We start from the raw sequence: 19,502 nt of genomic DNA, 5'->3' as shown, positions 1-19,502 counted from the left end.
CGGGCAAGGGCTGAGCCCCAGGCCGGGGCAAGGATGCGGGACAGGGCAAGGAGCGGGATGAGCGTCATCGTCGTCAGCGGGACCGGGACCGAGATCGGCAAGACCGTCGTGACCGCCGCCGTCGCCTCGGTCTTCCGGGCGCAGGGGCGGTCCGTCGCCGTCGTCAAACCGGCGCAGACCGGGGTCGGTCCCGGTGAGCCGGGGGACGTGACCGAGGTTGTCCGGCTGGCGGGGGCGGTGACCGGGGTCGAACTCGCGCGGTTTCCCGAGCCGTTGGCCCCTGCGACCGCCGCACGGCGGGCCGGGATGGCTACGGTGCGGCCGCAGGACGTGGCCGAGGCCGTCGAGAAGCTGGCCACTGAGCACGATCTCGTGCTGGTCGAGGGGGCCGGGGGGCTGCTCGTGCGGTTCGACGCCGACGGAGGGTCGCTCGCCGACGTCGCCCGGCTGCTGGGCGCGCCGGTGCTGGTCGTCGCGCCCGCCGGTCTTGGCACGCTCAATTCGGTGGCGCTGACCGCCGAGGCCCTGCGGGCACGGGAGTTGGAGCAGCTCGGCGTGGTGGTCGGGAGCTGGCCCGGCGAGCCGGATCTGGCCGCGCGGTGCAATCTCGCGGATCTGCCCGAGGCTGCGGGCGCGCCGCTGCTGGGAGCCGTACCGGAGGGAGCGGGCGCGCTGGCGCCCGCCGAGTTCCGTGCGCGGGCCGGGAGTTGGCTCGCACGCCGGCTCGGCGGCGAGTGGGACGCCGAGGCGTTCACCGCCGCCGTACGCTGATCTTCATGCGTGCCCGGATCGACGAGATCGTCTTCGATTGCCAGACCCCGCCCGGCTGGTGCGCTTCTGGGCTTCCCTGCTCGGCGGGGACCCGGTGGACCGCAGCACCGACCGGTCGTACTTCGATCCGCATCCTGACCGACCTTGAGGGGAACGAGTTCTGCTTTGTCGCCGCCGGGGGACAATGACGGTGAGCGCACCGACGTTCCGAGGAGGCCCGCAATGCCCCTGTGCAGCAGCAAAGTGCCCCGGGACGCCGTCCACCACCCGGTCTTCGCCCGCTTCTACGCCAAAATCAGCGTGGCGGCCGAGACCAAGGCGGGTATCGCCGCCTACCGCAAGGAGTTGCTGTCCGGGCTGTCCGGCCGGGTGATCGAGATCGGTGCGGGCAACGGTCTGAACTTCGCGCACTACCCGCCGGCCGTCTCGGAGGTCGTGGCGCTCGAACCGGAGCGCCGCCTGCGGCACTTGGCGGCGCAGGCCGCGCGGAGCGCCGAGGTCCCGGTGGACGTGGTGCCGGGGGCGGCCGAGGCTCTGCCGGTCAAGAGTGAGGCGTTCGACGCGGCCGTGGTGTCGCTGGTGCTCTGTTCCGTACGGGACCTGCCGCGGTCGCTCGCCGAGATCAGACGGGTCCTGAGGCCGGATGGCGAGCTGCGGTTCTTCGAGCACGGTCTGGCCGAGACCAGGGGCATGGCGCGGACCCAGCGCGCCCTGGACCGCACGGTGTGGCCGCTGCTGTTCGGCGGGTGTCACACCGCGCGGGACACCGTCGCCGCGATCGAGGCGGCGGGCTTCGAGCTCGGGACGTATCGCAGATTGCAGGTGCCCGAGAAGGGCATGCGGCTGCCGTCGTCGCCCTGTGTGCTGGGCGTTGCGCGGCGGCCCTTCAGCGACACCGCGAGCGCGTGATCGTCCGGTCGCGCGTGATCAGTGGCTCCACTGCCGCAGCTCGTCGGCGATGGTCCTGACGTCCGCCTTGCCCTCCTTGACCAGCCGGGCCAGGTCTCGTACCTGCACGGGCGAGGTGACGACTTTCAGTCCGCTGGCCACGAGATAGCCGTACGCGACGGCGGAGGCGAACATCGCGTTGGAGTGCTCGAGCGCGGGCACGTGGAGCAGCAGCTGAAGCAGTGACGCGGCGCGGGCGTGCGGGTCGCTGTAGACGGGGATGCCGAATATCTCGGCGTCATGACGGCTGACCGCGGCGACGAGCGCGCCCCAGTCGGTGACCTGTGGGTCGCCGGGGGTCTTGTGCTCGGCGACCATGAGCAGCCACGCAAGGTCGATCTGAAGAGTCAACGCTTGCCTTCGCGTCCGGTGCCGGTGCCGGTGCCCCTGCCGGTGGCGGCACCCGTGCCGGTGCCGGACTCGCCGAACTCCTCGGCGAACACGGATTCGTACTGCTTCATGAAGTCCGACGCCGCCTCCACGAAGGTGCGTCCGACCTCGCCGGCGTCCTGCTTGACGAGCTCCTCGATGTAGCGGTTCACGCTCATCCCGCGCTGCATGGCCCGCCGGCGCGCGGCGTCCGCGGTGGTCTCGTCCACTCTCACGTTCAACTGAGTCTTCGCCACAGAGTAAAGCTAGCGTACAGGCGCTAGCATGAGCAACAGGTCCGTCAGGTGCCCCTTACATGAACCCCGAGGACCGGACCTACGAGGGATACCGACGCACACACGTCCCCTCTACTCTCGCCACTTGTACGGGAGCCGGAGCGGTCACGACCCGGGAGGCGGCCTTGTCCACACCTGCCACTGCACCCGCCCACGACCAGGCCTCGGATGTGCCACTCGCCGCCCGGGCGCGGGCCCTGACCAAGGCCTACGGCAGCGGGGAGACGACCGTACGCGCCCTGGACGCCGTCGACGTCGACATCGCTCGCGGCCGGTTCACCGCGGTCATGGGCCCCTCCGGGTCCGGGAAGTCCACACTGATGCACTGCCTCGCCGGGCTCGACACCGTCTCCGCCGGTCAGGTCTGGCTGGGCGACACGGAGATCACCGGTCTGAAGGACCGCGAGCTGACCCGGCTGCGCCGGGACCGGATCGGCTTCATGTTCCAGGCGTTCAACCTGCTGCCCACGCTGACCGCCGCCGAGAACATCACGCTCCCCATGGACATCGCCGGTCGAAATCCCGACCGCGAGTGGGTCGAGCAGGTCATCGACACACTCGGCCTGCGCGACCGGCTGCGACACCGGCCCGCCCAGCTCTCCGGCGGGCAGCAGCAGCGGGTCGCCTGCGCGCGGGCGCTCGCCTCCCGCCCGGAACTGATCTTCGCGGACGAGCCGACCGGCAATCTCGACTCGCGCGCGGGCGCCGAGGTGCTCACCTTCCTGCGCGAAGCGGTCGACCGGCTGGACCAGACGGTGGTGATGGTGACGCACGACCCGGGTGCGGCCGCCTACTCCGACCTGGTGCTGTTCCTGGCGGACGGGCGGATCGTCGACGTCATGCAGGACCCGACGGCGGAGGCGGTCCTGGAACGCATGCGCCTCTTCTCCGGCGGCCACCCCCAGACCCCGGGCTCCGACGCCCTGCGCAAGAGCTGAGGCCACGATGCTGAGAGCGACGCTGCGGAGCTTCTTCGCACACAAGGGCCGGCTGCTGCTTTCCGCGCTGGCGGTGCTGCTGTCCGTGGCCTTCGTCAGCGGCAGCCTGATCTTCTCGGACACAGTCTCCCGTACCTTCGACCGGCTCTTCGCCTCCACCTCCGCGGATGTGACGGTGGCACCGAAGGAGGGCATCGGCGAGAGACTGCCGACCGGCGTCGTACGCACCGTGCCCACCGAACTCGCCGACCGGATCGGCTCGGTCGACGGCGTCAAGGCCACACACATCGACGCAGCGGTGGAGAACATCACCGTCGTCGACGACAAGAACGACCCCGTCGGACCGACGACCGGCGCCCCCACCATCGCCACCAACTGGAATCTCACCGAACGCAGTCCGGTGAAGCTGACCAGCGGGCGCGAGCCGAGCGGGCCGGGCGAGGCGCTGCTCGACAAGGACACCGCCGACAAGAAGAAGGTGGACATCGGGGACACGCTCACCGTCCTCGCGCAGCCCGGCTCGTTCAAGGTCGAGGTCGTCGGCATCGCGACCTTCACCACCACCAACCCGGGCGCCGCGCTGGTCTTCCTGGACACTCCGACAGCGCAGACCAAGCTGCTGGGCAGGCCGGGTGTGGCCACCTCGATCTCGGTGGACGCCGCGGACACGGTCAGCGACGCGACGCTCAAGCAGCGGATCGCGGCCGAACTGGGTGATGCGTACGACCTCAAGACCGCCGACGAGCAGGCCGAGTCGGCCACCGACCAGCTGGGCGGCTTTCTCGATGTGATCAAGTGGGTGATGCTCGGCTTCGCCGGTGTCGCCGTGCTGGTCGGCATCTTCCTGATCGTCAACACCTTCTCGATGCTCATCGCCCAGCGCACCCGCGAGCTGGGGCTGCTGCGGGCGCTGGGCGCGGACCGCCGTCAGGTGCGCCGCTCCGTGCTCACCGAGGCGGTGCTGCTGGGGCTCGTCGGCTCGACGCTCGGCCTTGCCGCGGGGATCGGGCTGGCGGCCGGACTGATCGAGCTGATGGGTCTGCTCGGCATGAATCTGAGCGCCGCCGAGATGGTGCTGGGCGTGGCGACACCGGTGTCCGCGTACGCGGTCGGTCTCGGCGTCACCTTCGTGGCCGCCTATCTGCCGGCCCGGCGGGCGGCCAGGGTCTCTCCCATGGCCGCGCTCGCGGACGCCGAAGTCGCCGGTGTGGGGCGGCCGTTGAAGATCCGGGCGATCGCCGGAACCGTGGTCGGCGCGGCGGGAGTGGCAGCGCTGGCCGGCTGCGTGGTGAGCGAGAAGACCGCGACCGCGTCCTCGCTTCTCGGCCTTGGCGTGGTGCTGACGCTGATCGCGACCGTGGTGGCGGGGCCGCTGCTCGTGCGGCCGGTGATCCAGGTGCTCGGCGGCGCGTTCCCCAAGGTGTTCGGCTCGGTCGGCCGGATGAGCCAGCGCAACGCGCTGCGCAATCCGCGGCGCACGGGCGCCACGGCGGCCGCGCTGATGGTGGGCCTGGCCCTGGTGGGCGGGCTCTCGATCGCCAGCGCCTCGATGACCAAGTCCTTCGACGACCAGATCGACAAGACGCTGGGCGCCGACTTCGTCGTACAGAACAGCAACTTCATGCCGTTCCCGCAGGAGATCACCGAGAAAGTGAAGGGCGTCGACAGCGCGGGCACCGTCGTACGGCAGCGCTTCGCGCCGCTCGCGCTGAGCCTGCCGGACGGGAAGCGGGTGGAGTCGACGGCTGCCGGCTACGACCCGCAGCTCGACGAGGCCGCCCGCATCACCTATGCGAGCGGGGACACCGCGGCCGCCCTCGCGCCGGACAGCATCGCCATGGACCGAAAGTACGCCGGCGAACACAAGGTGCGCGTCGGGTCGGTCCTGCCGGCCGAGTTCGCGGGCGGCCAGCGCGCGAGGTTGACGGTGGGGGCGCTCACGGACATGGACCAGAGCGGCGGGCCCGGGATGGAGGGCGGCCTGTTCATGGGGCTCGCCACTGCCGAGAAGTATCTGCCGGGCGGGCAGGAGGCCGCGCTCTACGTCAACGCCAAGAGCGGCAGCGACGTCCAGGAACTGCGCAAGGGCCTGGAGACGGCCCTCGCTCCGTATCCGCAGGTGCAGGTCAGGGATCAGGCCGACTACAAGGAGCTGATCCGCCAGCAGATCGCCGTGATGCTCTACCTGGTGTACGCACTGCTGGGGCTGGCGATCGTCATCGCCGTGCTCGGCGTGGTCAACACCCTTGCCCTGTCGGTGGTGGAGCGGACCCGGGAGATCGGGCTGCTGCGCGCGATCGGTCTCTCCCGCGTTCAGCTGCGCCGCATGATCCGGCTGGAATCGGTCGTGATCGCGGTCTTCGGAGCGCTGCTGGGTCTGGCGTTGGGCATGGTGTGGGGTGTGGCGGTGCAGCAGGTGCTGGCGCTGGAGGGGCTGACGGCGTTCGCGGTGCCGTGGGGCACGGTCGTCGCGGTCGTGGTGGGCTCGGTCGTCGTGGGGTTGGCCGCAGCGGTGCTTCCCGCCCTGCGCGCCTCGCGGATGAACGTGCTGGCCGCCATCGCGCACGAGTAATGAGCAGCTCGCCCCCGTAATGAGCAGCTCGCCCCCGGCGCGTCTCGAACACTGGAAGTCAGTGGCACGCCCGTTCTCGCACGTGCTTGGCTCCCTTCCATGATCGATCTGCAGATCCGGGCCGCCCGGGCCGACGAGGCCGAGACCGTCCTCAGCTTCTGGCAGGAAGCGGCGGAGGGCGCGAGCATCACGGACGACGTGGACGGCGTCACCCGTCTCCTCGCCCGCGATCCCGAGGCGCTGATCCTCGCCGAGTCCGAGGGCCGGGTGGTGGGCTCGGTGATCGCCGGGTACGACGGGTGGCGCTGCTCGCTGTACCGGCTTGCCGTGCTGCCGTCCCACCGTCGGCAGGGGATCGCTTCTGCGCTGCTGGAGGCGGCCGAGAAGCGTTTCCTGGCCGTGGGCGGCAGGCGCGGCGACGCCATGGTCCTGGAGGCCAATGAGCGGGCCCGGCGGGCGTGGGCCGCCGCCGGCTACCAGCGCGAGGACCACTGGCGCCGCTGGGTGAAGCCGTTCGCCTGAGCACCGCCGCCGACGCGTCGGGCACTTTACAGGTCCTTTACCATGGGCAGACTGAACCTCTCCTTACGAAAGGTGTGAGCGTCCGCCCATGGGCGAGCCTCCCAGTAGCCGACATCGAGCATTCCTCCAGTCCCTGCCCGATCATGGGACGGAGGTGAACCGATGACCGAAGTGCTCTTGCTCGTCGTGGCGGTGCTGCTCTCGATCGCCTGCGGCGCGTTCGTCGCGGCGGAGTTCTCCCTCACCACGGTCGAGCGCGGCGACCTCGAGCGGGCCGCCGAGCGCGGCGAGCGCGGTGCGGCCGGCGCCCTCAAGGCCGCACGGAGCCTCACCTTCCAGCTCTCCGGCGCCCAGCTCGGCATCACCGTCACCAACCTGATCGTCGGCATGCTCGCAGAGCCGTCCATCGCCAAGCTGATCCGCGGCCCGCTCGAGGCGCTCGGCGCCTCCCCCTCGGTGGCCTCTTCGACGGCCCTGGTCATCGGCACCGGGCTGTCCACCATCGTGCTGATGGTCGTCGGCGAGCTGGTCCCCAAGAACTGGGCGATCTCCTCTCCACTCGCCGTGGCGAAGGTGGTGGCACCCCCGCAGCGGATCTTCACCGCCGCCTTCAAGCCCTTCATCCGCCACCTCAACAACACGGCCAACCGCATCCTGCGCCGGCTCGGCATGGAGCCGACCGAGGAGCTGGCCTCCGCACGCAGTCCGAAGGAACTGGTCGCGCTGGCCCGCCATTCAGCGAAGGAGGGCGCGCTGGAGGCGGACACCGCCGAGCTGTTCGTACGCACCCTCAATCTGGCCGAGCTGACCGCGGAGAACGTGATGACCCCGAGGGTCCAGGTCACCGCCCTGGAGGTGCGGGCCACCGCCGAGGACGTCGCCAATGCCACGCGCGCGACGGGCCTGTCCCGCTTCCCCGTCTACCGGGGCAGCCTCGACACCGTCGTCGGGATCGCGCACATCAAGGACCTGCTGGCGGTGCCGGCCGCGCAGCGGCTCCGGCACCCGGTCTCCGAGCTGCTGCGCGAGCCGCTGCTCGTGCCCGAGACGCTGACCGTGGACCGGCTGCTCGACCGGCTGTCCGGCAAGAACACGATGGCCGTCGTCATTGACGAGTACGGCGGCACGGCCGGTGTGGTCACGCTTGAGGACATCGTGGAGGAGGTCGTCGGCGAGGTGCGCGACGAGCACGATCCGCACGAGACGCCGGACCTGGCGCCGGCCGGCGAGGACGCGGAGGGACGCGCCCTGTGGTCGGCGGACGGCGCCGCCCGCACCGACCAACTGGAGCGGGTCGGGCTGCGGGTGCCGGAAGGCCCGTACGAAACGCTCGCAGGACTTGTCGCCACCAAGCTCGGGCGCATCCCCCAAGTGGGTGACCAGATCGAGCTGGAGGGCTGGCGGCTCGATGTCGTGGACGCCTCCGGGCGACGTGCGGCGCGGGTGCTGATGCATGCGCCGCTCCCGGCCGACGACGCCGAGGAGGCCCAGCGATGATCGCGATTCAGCTCCTCATCGGCTTTCTGACCCTGGTGGTCAACGCCTTTTTCGTCGGCGCGGAGTTCGCCCTGATCTCCGTACGCCGCAGCCAGATCGAGCCGGAGGCGGAGGCCGGGAACCGTCGGGCGCGCAGCGTCCTGTGGGGCCTTGAGCATGTCTCGGCGCTGCTGGCCGCGGCCCAGCTCGGCATCACGCTGTGCACCCTGGTGCTCGGCATCGTCGCCGAGCCCGCCATCGCGCGTCTGCTGGAGCCCGTCTTCGACGCGGTGGGCGTGCCGCACGGCCTGGTGCACCCGATCTCGTTCGTGATCGCGCTGTCGGCGGCGACCTATCTGCACATGCTCCTCGGCGAGATGGTGCCGAAGAACATCGCGCTGGCCGAGCCCACCCGGAGCGCGCTGCTGCTCGGACCGCCGCTGGTCACGTTCGCACGGACGCTGCGCCCGGTGATCTTCACCGTCAACGCCTTCGCCAACGGGCTGCTGAAGCTGCTGCGGGTGGAGACCAGGGACGAGGTGTCGGCGACCTTCTCGGACGACGAACTGGCGCGGCTGGTACGGGACGCGGACAAAGCCGGGCTGCTCGACGGCCGGTCTGCCGAGCGGTTGCGCGACGCCCTGGAGCTTGGGCGCCGCCCGGTCCGCGATGTGGTGATGCCGATCGAGCGGGTGGTGTACGCACGGGTCGGGACCACGCCCGAGCAGCTGGAGCAGTTGGCGGCCGAGTCCGGGTTCTCCCGCTTCCCGGTTGTCGACGAGGGCCGCCGGATCCTCGGTTATCTCCATGTGAAGGACGCGCTGGACGCGACGCCGCGCGATGTGCCGTTCCCGGTCTCTGCGATGCGCCCGATCGCCCGGGTCCGGGCGACCACGCCGCTGGACGATGTGCTGACCGCGATGCGGCGCAGCCGTACGCATCTGGCGGCGGTGCTGGACGAGGAGGTCACGCCGGTGGGACTCGTGACGATGGAGGACGTGCTGCGCGAACTCGTGGGCAGGCCGAGCTAGCTCACTTCTTGGTGGCAGGCCCGGCTGAATCACTTCCCGGTGGCAGGCCCGGCTAGCTCACATCCCTGGTGACGGCCCGTTCCGTGGTCTCGGTGATACCGGGTCCCGGCCGTCCGGCCTTTGCCGCGCCGATCGCGGTGAGGACGGCGAGGAGGGTGGCCAGGCCGGCGGTGGCGAGCGCGGCCTGCCAGTCGACGTCGAAGAGGTTTGTCGCACCGGCCGTCAGGACGGCGACGAGCGACTGCGCGAAGGTGCGCACAGCGCGCTCCGCGGTGGCTTTCCAGAAGTCTGTGGTGAACATGCTCTGGACATACTGCGGAACGCTCCGTGCCGATAGCCCAGGCGGCAGACCGGCCTGCCCCGACTGCGGACCGGCTTACCGAATTGCCTGCCGAATCACAGAGCGGTGGCCGCGAGCCAGGCGTCGAGAACCGTGCGGTCGCCGCTGACGGCGAAGCGCGCGTCGTCCGCCCTGAGGCGTCCGTAGACGAGCAGCAGCAGATCGCCCGCCACGGCCTCGATGCCCGCGGCGGCCGCCCCATCGCTCTTCGTCCAGGCGAAGCCGCCGCCCCCGAAGCTGATCGTCCAGGCTGCGCCGGTGTCCGTGGCGGTGAGCCCGACCGAGCCGTTCGCGAGCGCGGCGACCGGCTGGGCGATCCAGGAGTAGTGCGGCAGGTTCTCCAGAAACTCCTCGATGCCGTCGGCCGCCGTCCCCGCCGCTATTCGTGGTTCCACGCCCAGGGCGAGCTCCGCGTCGGCGAGATGGACCACGGCCTCGAAGAGCAGCCTGCGCGGGAAGAAGCGCACCCGCTGGTCGGCGCCGTGGGACCACATGGGCGTCTCCGGGTCGACGCCGCGCAGCGTGCGCAGCGTGCGCTCGGCGCTGCCGGCCAGCCACTGCGGATACGCCGTGGGGTCTTCGGGCAGGTCGAGCGGGACGTCCCGGGACCTGACGCGCTCGGCTGCCCGGGTCCGTACGAGATGCTCCATCCAGCGGTGCGTCGTGCCGTGGTGCTTGACGAGGTCGGCAAAGGTCCAGCCGGGGCAGGTGGGAACGGGCGTGGCGGGGTCCACGTCCCGTACGGTCTCGACGAACCGGCGCTCCAGATGCTCGACGGCGTCGCAGTACAACTCGTGCTGGTCGTCGTCGAGGCCGAACTCCTCGGGAATCCGCAGCAGATCGTCCCGCCAGGCTCCGTCGGGCTGGCGGGCGGCGGCCCGGCGCACCAGTGCGGACAGGGCCCGGCGGTCGGCGGGTGACAGCCGGTCGAGCAGATAACTGGTCGTTTCCAGCCATTTCACCGCGATGTCGGGGTCGAGCACATCGTCGTCACAGGTGTCGATCGAGGTCACTAGATCGGCCAGCGCCTCGGCCAGCGCGTTCAGCAGCGCGTCACTCACAGGGCTCCCTCCCGGTACGGAACCGACGGACCTTACCGCGCGGTAGGATCACTCCGCCATGGAGATGAATGCCTCTTACACCAGCTTTGTCGCGGTCGGCGATTCGTTTACCGAAGGCATGTCCGACCTGTTGCCCGACGGTTCCTACCGCGGGTGGGCGGATCTGCTCGCGGGCCGACTGGCAGCTCGGGCACCAGGTTTCCGCTACGCGAATCTCGCCGTGCGCGGAAAGCTCATCGGCCAGATAGTCGACGAGCAGGTCGACCTGGCGGCAGCCATGCGGGCGGATGTGGTCACGCTGGTGGGCGGGCTCAATGACGCGCTGCGGCCCAAGTGCGACATGGGGCGGGTGCGCGGGCTCCTGGAGGAGGCCGTGGAGAAGCTGACGCCGTCCTGCGGTCAGCTGGTGCTGATGCGCAGCCCGGGCCGCAACGGTCCGGTCATGGAACGCTTCCGCCCCCGCATGGAGGAACTCTTCAGTCATATCGACGAACTGGCGGCCCGGCACGGTGCGCTGGTGGTGGATCTGTACGGGTCCCAAGTCCTCAGCGACCAGCGGATGTGGGACGTCGACCGGCTGCATCTGACCGCCGAGGGTCACCGGCGCGTCGCCGAGGCCGTCTGGCAGACGCTCGGACTGGGCGCGGAGCACGACTGGCAGGCAGTGCTGCCGTCAGCGGCACGGGTCCGGTGGGCGGCGCGGCGGGCCGGCGATCTTCGGTTCGCGCGGCAGCATCTGGGGCCGTGGATCGCGCGCCGGGTGACGGGGCGCTCGTCCGGCGACGGCCTGCCGGCGAAGCGGCCCGAGCTCCTGCCGTACGAGCCGCCGCTCCCGTAGCCCGTCGTGGTTCCAGGTCGTCCCTGGTCGTCCTTCGGAGTCCCTTGTCGTCTCTTGGGGACCCTCGGAGCCTTTCGTAGCAAGGTACAACCGGGACCGCGGCGCTGGCCTGCAGAAACCGCCAGTAGAATCTGGACACGTGACTGCTGTGTCTGCGAAGCCTCGCATCCCCAATGTCCTGGCCGGCCGCTACGCCTCCGCGGAGCTGGCCGTCCTGTGGTCCCCCGAGCAGAAGGTGAAGCTGGAGCGTCAGCTCTGGCTCGCGGTGCTGCGCGCCCAGAAGGACCTCGGCATCGAGGTGCCCGAGGCCGCGATCGCCGATTACGAACGGGTGCTCGATCAGGTCGACCTGGCGTCGATCGCCGAGCGCGAGAAGGTCACCCGCCACGACGTGAAGGCGCGGATCGAGGAGTTCAACGCGCTCGCGGGTCATGAGCAGGTCCACAAGGGCATGACCTCCCGCGACCTGACCGAGAACGTCGAGCAGCTGCAGATCCGGCTCTCGCTGGAGCTGATGCGCGACCGCACGGTCGCCGTGCTCGCCCGGCTGGGCAAGCTCTCCGCCGAGTACGCCGAGCTGGTGATGGCCGGGCGGTCGCACAATGTCGCCGCGCAGGCCACGACTCTCGGCAAGCGGTTCGCGACCGCGGCCGACGAACTGCTTGTGGCATACGGACGGCTCGAGGACCTGCTGGGCCGCTATCCGCTGCGCGGCATCAAGGGCCCGGTCGGCACCGCGCAGGACATGCTCGACCTGCTCGGCGGCGACGCCGCGAAGCTCGCCGAGCTGGAGCAGCGCATCGCCGGCCACCTCGGCTTCGCGCACGCCTTCACCTCGGTCGGCCAGGTCTACCCCCGCTCCCTCGACTACGACGTGGTGTCCGCGCTGGTGCAGCTGGCAGCCGCGCCGTCCTCCGTCGCCAAGACGATCCGACTGATGGCCGGGCACGAGCTGGTAACCGAGGGCTTCAAGCCCGGCCAGGTCGGCTCCTCCGCCATGCCGCACAAGATGAACACCCGCTCCTGCGAGCGCGTCAACGGCCTGATGGTCATCCTGCGCGGCTACGCCTCGATGACCGGCGAGCTGGCGGGCGACCAGTGGAACGAGGGCGACGTGTCCTGTTCCGTGGTGCGCCGGGTGGCGCTGCCGGACGCGTTCTTCGCCTTCGACGGCCTGCTGGAGACCTTCTTGACGGTGCTCGACGAGTTCGGCGCGTTCCCCGCCGTCGTCGCCCGTGAGCTGGACCGGTACCTCCCCTTCCTGGCCACGACCAAGGTGCTGATGAGCGCGGTACGGGCCGGAGTGGGCCGCGAGCTCGCGCACGAGGCCATCAAGGAGCACGCGGTCGCGTCGGCGCTGGCGATGCGTGAGCAGGGCGCCGAGCGCAATGAACTGCTCGACAAGCTCGCCGCGGACGAGCGGATCCCGCTGGACCGGGCGGAGCTGGACGCGCTGATGGCCGACAAGCTGTCTTTCACGGGCGCGGCGAGCGACCAGGTGGCGGCGGTGGTCTCCCGGATCGAGGAGATCGTCAAGCAGCACCCGGAGGCCGCCGGCTACACCCCGGGGTCGATCCTCTGACCCCCGCCGAGCTCGAGGCCGCCCGCGACCGCATCGTTCCGGACGTGGTGGCGGGCGGTCTTTCGGTGCTCTTCTGCGGCATCAACCCCGGCCTGATGACTGCGGCGACGGGCCATCACTTCGCCCGTCCCGGCAACCGGTTCTGGCCGGTGCTGCATCTGTCGGGCTTCACGCCGCGTCAGTTCAAGCCCGCGGAGCAGGAGGAGCTCCTGGGCCACGGTCTCGGCATCACCAATGTGGTGGCCCGGGCGACCGCGCGCGCCGATGAGCTGAGCGACGAGGAGTTCCGGGAAGGCGGGCGGCTGCTGACCGCGAAGGTGGAACGGCTGCGGCCGCGGTGGCTGGCGGTCGTCGGCGTGACGGCGTACCGCACGGCCTTCGGCGAGCGGAAGGCGAAGATCGGGCCGCAGGAGCGCACAATCGGGGAGACCGGGATCTGGGCGCTGCCCAATCCGAGCGGGCTCAACGCCCACTGGACCGCGCAGACGATGGCCGAGGAATTCGCGCGGCTGCGCGCCGCGACAGCAGAGAACGGCTGAATCCAGGACGGCTCGCTCCCCCACGGCCGGCTCCAGGATCGCTAGGGCGGGTCTGTCTCGGTCACCACGGCCAGCAGCTGGGACGCGGAAAGTCCGACCCCTATCCACCGGTCTCAGTAAACCTGCCGACACTGACATCTGGCTGCCCGTCAGGCGTCGCGTCGCCGCAGGGCCCACCAGCCCGCCGCTATCGCCAGTGCGCTCCAGACCGCAAGCACCGCCGTGCCGCTCCAGGGTCCCAGCGTCCCGGCCGGATCCTGCAACAGGATCTGCTGCCCCGCCCGGTCCGGGAGGAACTCGGCCGCGCTGCTGTCGCGCGATACGTCTCCGATCACGAACGGCATTATCAGGAACAGCGGAACGTGCAGGCTCAGCGCACCGGTCACACTGCGCAGCAGGGCTGCGAGCCCGGCTGCCAGCAGGCTGATCAGCGCGAAGTAGAGGGCGCAGCCGACGACCGCGCGCAGCGCTCCCGGGTCGCCGATGCCTATGCCGAACCCCTTGTCGATGAGTGCCTGCCCCGACAGGAAGCAGCTCAGACTTGTGACCAGGCCGACGACGAACGTCAGCCCGCCCACTACGGCCAGCTTGGCCGCGTAGAAGAGCCCCCTGTTCGGAACAGCCGCCAGGGAGACCCGGATACCGGCGTTCTTGTACTCGGCGGCCATGGCTATGGCACCGAAGGTGAGGGCCGCCATCTGGCCGAAGTTCAGGCCGTAGAGAGATCCACGACTCCATCGGGCACGCGCTGACCGTCGCCGTGGTGCAGGCGGGTGCCGCGCGGGCCGCCGGGGACCCGGAGTTCACCGAACGGGCCCTGGCCGCGATCGAGGAGACGGGCCGGGCCGCGCTCGACGATCTGGAGCGCGTTCTGCTCGTCCTGCGCGAGACCGGGCAGCCGGTGAGCCAGCGGCCCTCTCTCGAAGAGTCGGACCGGCTGCTGGAGTCGGCACGGGCCTCAGGGGCGAAGGTCGAGGCCGAGCTGACAGGCCCCCTGGAGCTGGTGCCCGGGCCGGTCTCCCGGGAGGGGTACCGCATCCTCCAGGAAGCCCTCACCAACGTGCTGCGCCACTCCGGTCCCGTCCCGGTGCGGGTGCGGATCGCCGTCATCGGGCAGCGACTGGAGATGGACGTGACCAACCCGCTCGCCGGCGGCACGGCGACGAGGGGGCACGGCGGCAGCGGGCTGCGCGGCATACGGGAGCGGGCGGCGCTGCTCGGCGGAGAGACCCGGACCGGACCGTGCGAGGGAGAGTGGAGGGTGCGCGTGAGACTGCCGCTGAACGGCCTACGCTGACCGGATGCCGGTTACCGTTCTGCTCGTTGACGACGAACCCCTGGTCCGCGCGGGGTTGCGCGCAGTGCTGGAGGCGCAGCCCGACATCAAGGTGGTGGGCGAGGCGGCCGACGGCGCGGCCGTGGTCCCCCTCGTCCGGCAACTGCGGCCCGACGTGGTCGCGATGGACGTGCGGATGCCGCTGCTCGACGGCATCGAGGCCACCCGGATCGTGCTCCGTACGGTCCCGCAGCCGCCGAAGATCCTGGTCGTGACGACCTTCGAGAACGATGAGTACGTGTACGAGGCGCTGCGCGCCGGGGCGGACGGCTTCCTGCTCAAGCGCGCACGGCCGGCCGAGATCGTGCACGCGGTGCGGCTGGTCGCCGAGGGCGAGTCGCTGTTGTTCCCGGCCGCGGTCCGCTCCCTGGCCGCCGAGTACGGGAACCGCGCCGCCCGCGACGCGATGGAGCGGGCCCAGCTCACCGAGCGCGAGGCGGCGGTGCTGCGGCTGATGGCCCGGGGGCTGTCCAACGCGGAGATCGCCGCCGAGCTGATCGTCGGCGCGGAGACAGTGAAATCCCATGTCAGCGCGGTGCTCGCCAAGTTGGGCGCCCGCGACCGCACCCAGGCGGTGATCGCCGCGTACGAGTCCGGTTTCGTGGCCCCGGCCTGACCCCGGTCCGTCCCGCAGATGCTCGCCGCCGTCGCGGCCAGCGAGTACGATCCGGCAAACACGCGCTCGAGCTGGGAGGACACACGGTGGGGCGGCTGACCGGCGGAGACCCGTCCCTGCTGAGGCGGATCAATTCCGCGGTGGTACTCCATGCGCTGCGGGGCGCTGAGTCCCCCACGCTCACCGACCTGACCCGGATCACCGGGCTCTCCCGGCCGACCGTCGAGGGCGTGACCGAGGGGCTCATCGAGGCAGGCCTGGTCGTGGAGACCGTCCCCGAGGAGGGCGGTGCGCGCCGTCAGGGACGCCCGGCCCGGCGGTTCAGGTTCCGGGCCGAGGCGGGTCATCTGCTGGGTGTCGAGATCGGCTCGCACCGTGTCGCGGCGCTGCTCTCCGGCCTGGACGGGCGCATCATCGGCGCGGGGTCCCGGGATGTGTCGGAGACAGCTCCCGAGGACGAACGGCTGGAGCGGGTGCGCGTGCTCGTCGCCGATGTGCTGCGGCGGGCCGGGGTCGCGCGCAGCAGTCTGCGCGCCGTCGGGGTCGGCTCCCCGGGGATCGTGGAGGCCGACGGAACCGTACGGCTCGGGACCGCGCTGCCCGGCTGGACCGGGCTCGCGCTCGGCGAGAGGCTCCGCAGGTCGTTCCGCTGCCCTGTGCTGGTGGAGAACGACGCGAACGCGGCAGCGGTCGCCGAGCACTGGAAGGGCGCGGCCACCGAGTCCGACGACATCGTGTTCGTTTTGGCCGGGCTCAGCCCGGGTGCGGGCTCACTGATCGGCGGGCGGCTGCACCGCGGCTACGGCGGAGCGGCGGGCGAGATCGGGGCGCTGCATCTGCTGGGCCGCGAGGTGACCCCGGAGAAGCTGCTGTCGACGACGGACGAGCCGTTGCACCCGCTGGACGAGCAGGCGGTGGCCGATGTCTTCGCCCTGGCCAGGCAGGGCGATACCCGTGCGCAGGAGGCGGTCGAGCGGTTCATCCGGCGCCTGGTGCACGATGTGGCGGCACTGGTGCTGGCGCTCGACCCGGAGCTGGTGGTGGTCGGCGGCTGGGCGGCGGGGCTCGACGGCGTACTCGATCCGCTGCGCGACGAGCTGTCCCGGTACTGCCTGCGGCCGCCGCGGGTGACGCTGTCGCTGCTCGGCGAGGCGGCCGTGGCGACCGGCGCGCTGCGTCTCGCGCTCGACCATGTCGAGGAGCAGCTCTTCGCTGTCGAGACGACGGTGACGGCCCGCCGCTGAGCACGAGCTCGGTGCGACGGGCCGTAATGTGCGACAGGCCGTGACGGGGCGTACTGTGCGACAGGCCGTACTGACAGCGCCGGATTCAGGAAGCGCGGCGCTCCTGGTCGTGGTGGCTGATCTCCAGGTCACCCGAGTCACCGAAGGTGAGCCGGCAGGTGTCGGCCCGGTACGTGGCCACCGAGACGGCCGCGGTCCTGCCCTCGGAGACGTACCGCGTGGTGACGACCAGCACGGGCGCACCCGGCAGCCGGTCGAGCTCCTTGGCGTCGTCGACACGGGCAGAGCCCAGCTCCACCGCCCGGTCCTGGCCCTCGAGGTCGAGGCGCTGGAGCTCACGCAGCACCGCGCGGGCGCGGGCGGGCCCGGACGGCGCGTCGATGGCGGAGAGCTCGGGCACGGACGAGGCCGGGATGTACAGCAGCTCGGCGGCGACCGACTGGCCGCGCGTCACGCGCAGCCTGCGTACGGTGTGGGTCTCTTCGCCCGTGTCGGTGTCGAGCAGCCGGGCCACCGCCAGTGGCGGCACCACCGTCGTGCAGTCGACGGACTGCCAGGTGTCTTCTCCGGCGCCCGGCCAGGTGTGCTCGGTGGTGGAGACGTCCACGCCCATGCGCGGCGGGGCGACGGTCGTGCCGACGCCGCGACGCCGCTGCAACCGGCCTTCCAGCTCCAGCTGTTCGAGCGCCTGTCGGAGTGTGGCGCGGGCGACTCCGAAGCGAGCGGCGAGATCACGCTCGTTGGGCAGGACCTCCCCCACCGCGAAATCCGAGTCGAGCGCTTCGCCGAGCACGGTCTTGAGGTGCCAGTACTTAGGCTCCGGCACTGATTCCAGCTGCGTGGTCCCCACCCTGATCCTCCGCAATCGCCGTGTCAGCGGCGGCTATTCCGCGCCCTTGTTTATTAAAGGTTCCTGCACTAACTCTGCCGACCATAGGACGGCACTCCCCCTTGGTCAAGACCAATCCTGCGCCTGTAACGCAGTGGAACCAACCGGCTTCGCAGAGCGTTCACAGGACGTTCGTGCCGCTGTGAAGCGCAGGCAGCACAAGACCCCGCGACCTCTTGGGACACGGGGTCCGACGTGCGGAGACAGGAGCGGCTAAGCAGCATCCAGGGAGACGAGCTTGTCGGGGTTGCGAATGATGTAGACGCACTGGATCCGTCCGTCCAGGACCTCCAACTGCATTACGGTGTCCGGCTTTCCGGCGGAGAGCACGAGAAGCGCGGGCGCGCCGTTGAGCTCCACGAAGCGGACGTCCAGCTCCGGGATCGGCTCCTTGGCCACGGTGAACAGGAAGCGGCCGACCTTGTCCGCGCTGTCCATGACCCGTAGCGGGGCCTTGGCCTTGCCGCCACTGTCGCCGACCAGCCGCACATCGGGCGCGAGCAGCGTCAGCAGTGCGTCCAGGTCGCCGCCGGACGCGGCGGCCAGGAAGCGCTCGGTGAGGTCGCGGCGTTCGTCCGGATCGACGTCGTAGCGGGGCTTGCGCTTCTCCACATGCCGGCGAGCCCGGCCCGCGAGCTGGCGCACGGCCGCCTCGGACCGGTCGAGCGTGGTCGCGATTTCTTCGTACGGGAATCCGAACGCCTCGCGCAGCACGAACACCGCGCGCTCGAGCGGCGACAGTGACTCCAGTACGACAAGGACCGCGAGCGAGACGGATTCTGCGAGGACGGCACGCTCGGCCGTGTCGGGGAGGGTGGGCCCGAAGTCCGTGGCGATCGGCTCGGGCAGCCAGGGGCCGACGTAGGCTTCGCGCCGCGACTGGACGTGGCGCAGCCGGTCGATGGCGAGGCGGGTGGTGATCCGTACGAGAAAGCCGCGCGGCTCCCGGACGTCGCTGCGGTCGTCGGCCGACCAGCGCAGCCAGGCATCCTGCACCACGTCCTCGGCGTCGGCCACCCGGCCGAGCATGCGGTAGGCCACTCCGGTCAGCACGGGCCGGTGCTCTTCGAAGACATCGGTCACGGTGTCTGCTGCCACCCTTCCATCCCAACCGACCACACACCGTCTGTCCAGGCAGGCTTCAACCCGCATGCCCACTTGAACCGGAAGCTACTGAACGGTAATTGTTACTGACGAGCCGTCCAAAACGCCTTCACGTGGGCGTCACCGCGCGTGACACCGCGGGCGACACGTGGGCGACACCAGGGAGCAGCAAGCATGGCCGCGAAGATCTCGTTCTCCATCTCTTCCCCCATGGGCAGCCACACGCTGTCCGTCACCTACGAGCGCGCCGGCGAGGGTGAGCCGCTGCTGCTGCTCCACGGCATCGGGCACCACTGGCAGGCCTGGGAGCCGGTCCTCGGGATTCTGGCCGCCGAGCGCGATGTCATCGCCGTGGACCTGCCCGGCTTCGGCACCTCTCCGGCACTGCCCGACGGCGTGTCGTACGACCTCACCACCGTGGGCTCGCTCCTCGGCTCGCTCTGCGAGGCGCTGGAGATCGAACGCCCCCATGTGGCGGGCAACTCCCTCGGCGGGCTGCTCGCCCTGGAGTTGGGGCGGGAGAAGCTCGTACGGTCGGTGACGGCGCTCTCGCCCGCCGGTTTCTGGACGGAGCGCGAGCGGCTCTATGCCTTCGGGACGCTGCGCGCGATGCGGTTCGGGGCGCAGTCGATGCCGCTGCCGCTGATCGAGAGCCTGTCCCGCACGACGGCCGGGCGGGCGGCGCTGACGAGCAGCATCTACGCCCGGCCCGGACGACGTTCACCGGAGGCGGCTGTCGCCGAGACCCTCGCGCTGCGCCGGGCCACCGGTTTCCACGAGACCCTCGCCGCCGGGCGCTCCGTCCTGTTCTGCGACGACGTCCCCGATGTGCCGGTCACCATCGGCTGGGGCACACGGGACCGGCTGCTGCTGCGCCGCCAGGGCATCAGGGCCAAGCACGTCATCCCCGGGGCGCGGCTGGTGCGGCTGCCCGGCTGCGGCCATGTGCCCATGAACGACGACCCCGCGCTTGTCTCGCGCGTCATCCTCGACGGCAGCCGCTGACCGCTTCTCGAACACCCCCGAGCCG

Annotated in this window: 20 protein-coding genes and 1 pseudogene; 14 read left to right on the top strand and 7 right to left on the bottom strand. The window is 70.8% G+C overall.

Going from position 1 to position 19,502, the window contains the following annotated elements:
• The first annotated feature begins 57 nt into the window (after nucleotides 1-57).
• Nucleotides 58-771: a dethiobiotin synthase gene (gene bioD, locus ACFYWY_RS10080; protein ID WP_389182589.1), complete on the top strand. Its 714-nt coding sequence runs from the start codon at nucleotides 58-60 to the stop codon at nucleotides 769-771.
• A gap of 222 nt (nucleotides 772-993) precedes the next feature.
• The gene (locus ACFYWY_RS10075; protein ID WP_389182584.1) at nucleotides 994-1,680 is read left to right on the top strand and encodes a class I SAM-dependent methyltransferase; all 687 of its coding nucleotides are present in this window, start codon (nucleotides 994-996) and stop codon (nucleotides 1,678-1,680) included.
• Between the two features lie 18 nt (nucleotides 1,681-1,698).
• Here ACFYWY_RS10075 and ACFYWY_RS10070 read toward each other — a convergent pair whose 3' ends face one another.
• Both ACFYWY_RS10070 and ACFYWY_RS10065 read right to left on the bottom strand, forming a co-directional pair.
• Nucleotides 1,699-2,070: a fic family toxin-antitoxin system, toxin component gene (locus ACFYWY_RS10070; RefSeq protein ID WP_389182581.1), complete on the bottom strand. Its 372-nt coding sequence runs from the start codon at nucleotides 2,068-2,070 to the stop codon at nucleotides 1,699-1,701.
• Complete coding sequence (locus ACFYWY_RS10065) at nucleotides 2,067-2,345, bottom strand: antitoxin (RefSeq protein WP_389182578.1); 279 nt, start codon at nucleotides 2,343-2,345, stop codon at nucleotides 2,067-2,069. Before ACFYWY_RS10065 ends, ACFYWY_RS10070 begins: the two co-directional genes overlap by 4 nt.
• Before the next feature lie 164 nt (nucleotides 2,346-2,509).
• Between ACFYWY_RS10065 and ACFYWY_RS10060 the strand changes: the two genes are divergently transcribed.
• The 5 genes from ACFYWY_RS10060 to ACFYWY_RS10040 all read left to right on the top strand — a co-directional run bounded on the left by ACFYWY_RS10060 (nucleotide 2,510) and on the right by ACFYWY_RS10040 (nucleotide 8,923).
• Entirely contained in the window at nucleotides 2,510-3,322 is an 813-nt protein-coding gene (locus ACFYWY_RS10060; RefSeq protein ID WP_389182574.1) for an ABC transporter ATP-binding protein, read from the top strand.
• Nucleotides 3,323-3,329: 7 nt separating this feature from the next.
• On the top strand, nucleotides 3,330-5,894 hold the full coding sequence (locus ACFYWY_RS10055) for an FtsX-like permease family protein (protein WP_389182571.1): 2,565 nt from the start codon (nucleotides 3,330-3,332) through the stop codon (nucleotides 5,892-5,894).
• Nucleotides 5,895-5,993: 99 nt separating this feature from the next.
• A complete protein-coding gene (locus ACFYWY_RS10050; RefSeq protein ID WP_389182568.1) occupies nucleotides 5,994-6,416 on the top strand; it encodes a GNAT family N-acetyltransferase in 423 nt (140 codons plus the stop codon).
• A 162-nt stretch (nucleotides 6,417-6,578) separates the two neighbouring features.
• On the top strand, nucleotides 6,579-7,913 hold the full coding sequence (locus ACFYWY_RS10045) for a hemolysin family protein (RefSeq protein ID WP_389182565.1): 1,335 nt from the start codon (nucleotides 6,579-6,581) through the stop codon (nucleotides 7,911-7,913).
• Entirely contained in the window at nucleotides 7,910-8,923 is a 1,014-nt protein-coding gene (locus tag ACFYWY_RS10040; protein ID WP_389182562.1) for a hemolysin family protein, read from the top strand. The genes ACFYWY_RS10045 and ACFYWY_RS10040 overlap by 4 nt, the downstream gene beginning before the upstream one ends.
• A 52-nt stretch (nucleotides 8,924-8,975) precedes the next feature.
• On the opposite strand, the gene ACFYWY_RS10035 is transcribed toward ACFYWY_RS10040, so the two are convergent.
• Both ACFYWY_RS10035 and ACFYWY_RS10030 read right to left on the bottom strand, forming a co-directional pair.
• Nucleotides 8,976-9,224 (bottom strand): holin, encoded by a 249-nt coding sequence (locus ACFYWY_RS10035; RefSeq protein WP_389182559.1) that lies wholly within the window; start codon nucleotides 9,222-9,224, stop codon nucleotides 8,976-8,978.
• A gap of 95 nt (nucleotides 9,225-9,319) precedes the next feature.
• A complete protein-coding gene (locus ACFYWY_RS10030) occupies nucleotides 9,320-10,324 on the bottom strand; it encodes a maleylpyruvate isomerase family mycothiol-dependent enzyme (RefSeq protein WP_389182556.1) in 1,005 nt (334 codons plus the stop codon).
• Between the two features lie 58 nt (nucleotides 10,325-10,382).
• Between ACFYWY_RS10030 and ACFYWY_RS10025 the strand changes: the two genes are divergently transcribed.
• The 3 genes from ACFYWY_RS10025 to mug all read left to right on the top strand — a co-directional run bounded on the left by ACFYWY_RS10025 (nucleotide 10,383) and on the right by mug (nucleotide 13,283).
• The gene (locus ACFYWY_RS10025; protein ID WP_389182553.1) at nucleotides 10,383-11,162 is read left to right on the top strand and encodes an SGNH/GDSL hydrolase family protein; all 780 of its coding nucleotides are present in this window, start codon (nucleotides 10,383-10,385) and stop codon (nucleotides 11,160-11,162) included.
• Between the two features lie 139 nt (nucleotides 11,163-11,301).
• The gene (purB, locus tag ACFYWY_RS10020; protein ID WP_389182550.1) at nucleotides 11,302-12,744 is read left to right on the top strand and encodes an adenylosuccinate lyase; all 1,443 of its coding nucleotides are present in this window, start codon (nucleotides 11,302-11,304) and stop codon (nucleotides 12,742-12,744) included.
• A complete protein-coding gene (gene mug / locus ACFYWY_RS10015) occupies nucleotides 12,741-13,283 on the top strand; it encodes a G/U mismatch-specific DNA glycosylase (RefSeq protein WP_389183088.1) in 543 nt (180 codons plus the stop codon). The genes purB and mug overlap by 4 nt, the downstream gene beginning before the upstream one ends.
• Before the next feature lie 149 nt (nucleotides 13,284-13,432).
• Here mug and ACFYWY_RS10010 read toward each other — a convergent pair whose 3' ends face one another.
• A complete protein-coding gene (locus tag ACFYWY_RS10010; RefSeq protein WP_389182548.1) occupies nucleotides 13,433-13,981 on the bottom strand; it encodes an ABC transporter permease in 549 nt (182 codons plus the stop codon).
• A 20-nt stretch (nucleotides 13,982-14,001) separates the two neighbouring features.
• Here ACFYWY_RS10010 and ACFYWY_RS10005 point away from each other — a divergent pair.
• The 3 genes and pseudogenes from ACFYWY_RS10005 to ACFYWY_RS09995 all read left to right on the top strand — a co-directional run.
• Nucleotides 14,002-14,580, top strand: a pseudogene (locus ACFYWY_RS10005) (sensor histidine kinase); the annotation flags it as partial.
• A 4-nt stretch (nucleotides 14,581-14,584) separates the two neighbouring features.
• Nucleotides 14,585-15,235, top strand: a complete 651-nt coding sequence (locus ACFYWY_RS10000; RefSeq protein ID WP_389182545.1) for a response regulator — start codon at nucleotides 14,585-14,587, stop codon at nucleotides 15,233-15,235.
• An 86-nt stretch (nucleotides 15,236-15,321) separates the two neighbouring features.
• Nucleotides 15,322-16,479 carry an ROK family transcriptional regulator gene (locus ACFYWY_RS09995; protein ID WP_389182542.1) on the top strand — a complete coding sequence of 386 codons (1,158 nt, stop codon included), beginning with the start codon at nucleotides 15,322-15,324 and terminating at the stop codon, nucleotides 16,477-16,479.
• A gap of 85 nt (nucleotides 16,480-16,564) precedes the next feature.
• On the opposite strand, the gene ACFYWY_RS09990 is transcribed toward ACFYWY_RS09995, so the two are convergent.
• Nucleotides 16,565-17,329, bottom strand: a complete 765-nt coding sequence (locus ACFYWY_RS09990) for a GntR family transcriptional regulator (RefSeq protein WP_389182539.1) — start codon at nucleotides 17,327-17,329, stop codon at nucleotides 16,565-16,567.
• Nucleotides 17,330-17,581: 252 nt separating this feature from the next.
• A complete protein-coding gene (locus tag ACFYWY_RS09985; RefSeq protein ID WP_389182536.1) occupies nucleotides 17,582-18,466 on the bottom strand; it encodes an RNA polymerase sigma-70 factor in 885 nt (294 codons plus the stop codon).
• Nucleotides 18,467-18,646: 180 nt separating this feature from the next.
• On the opposite strand from ACFYWY_RS09985, the gene ACFYWY_RS09980 reads away from it, so the two are divergent.
• Nucleotides 18,647-19,477, top strand: a complete 831-nt coding sequence (locus tag ACFYWY_RS09980) for an alpha/beta fold hydrolase (protein ID WP_389182533.1) — start codon at nucleotides 18,647-18,649, stop codon at nucleotides 19,475-19,477.
• Nucleotides 19,478-19,502: the final 25 nt, after the last annotated feature.

The sequence above is a fragment of the Streptomyces sp. NPDC002870 genome, from assembly GCF_042888505.1.
GTDB lineage: Bacteria > Actinomycetota > Actinomycetes > Streptomycetales > Streptomycetaceae > Streptomyces.
This window is presented reverse-complemented; position numbering and strand designations above follow the sequence as displayed.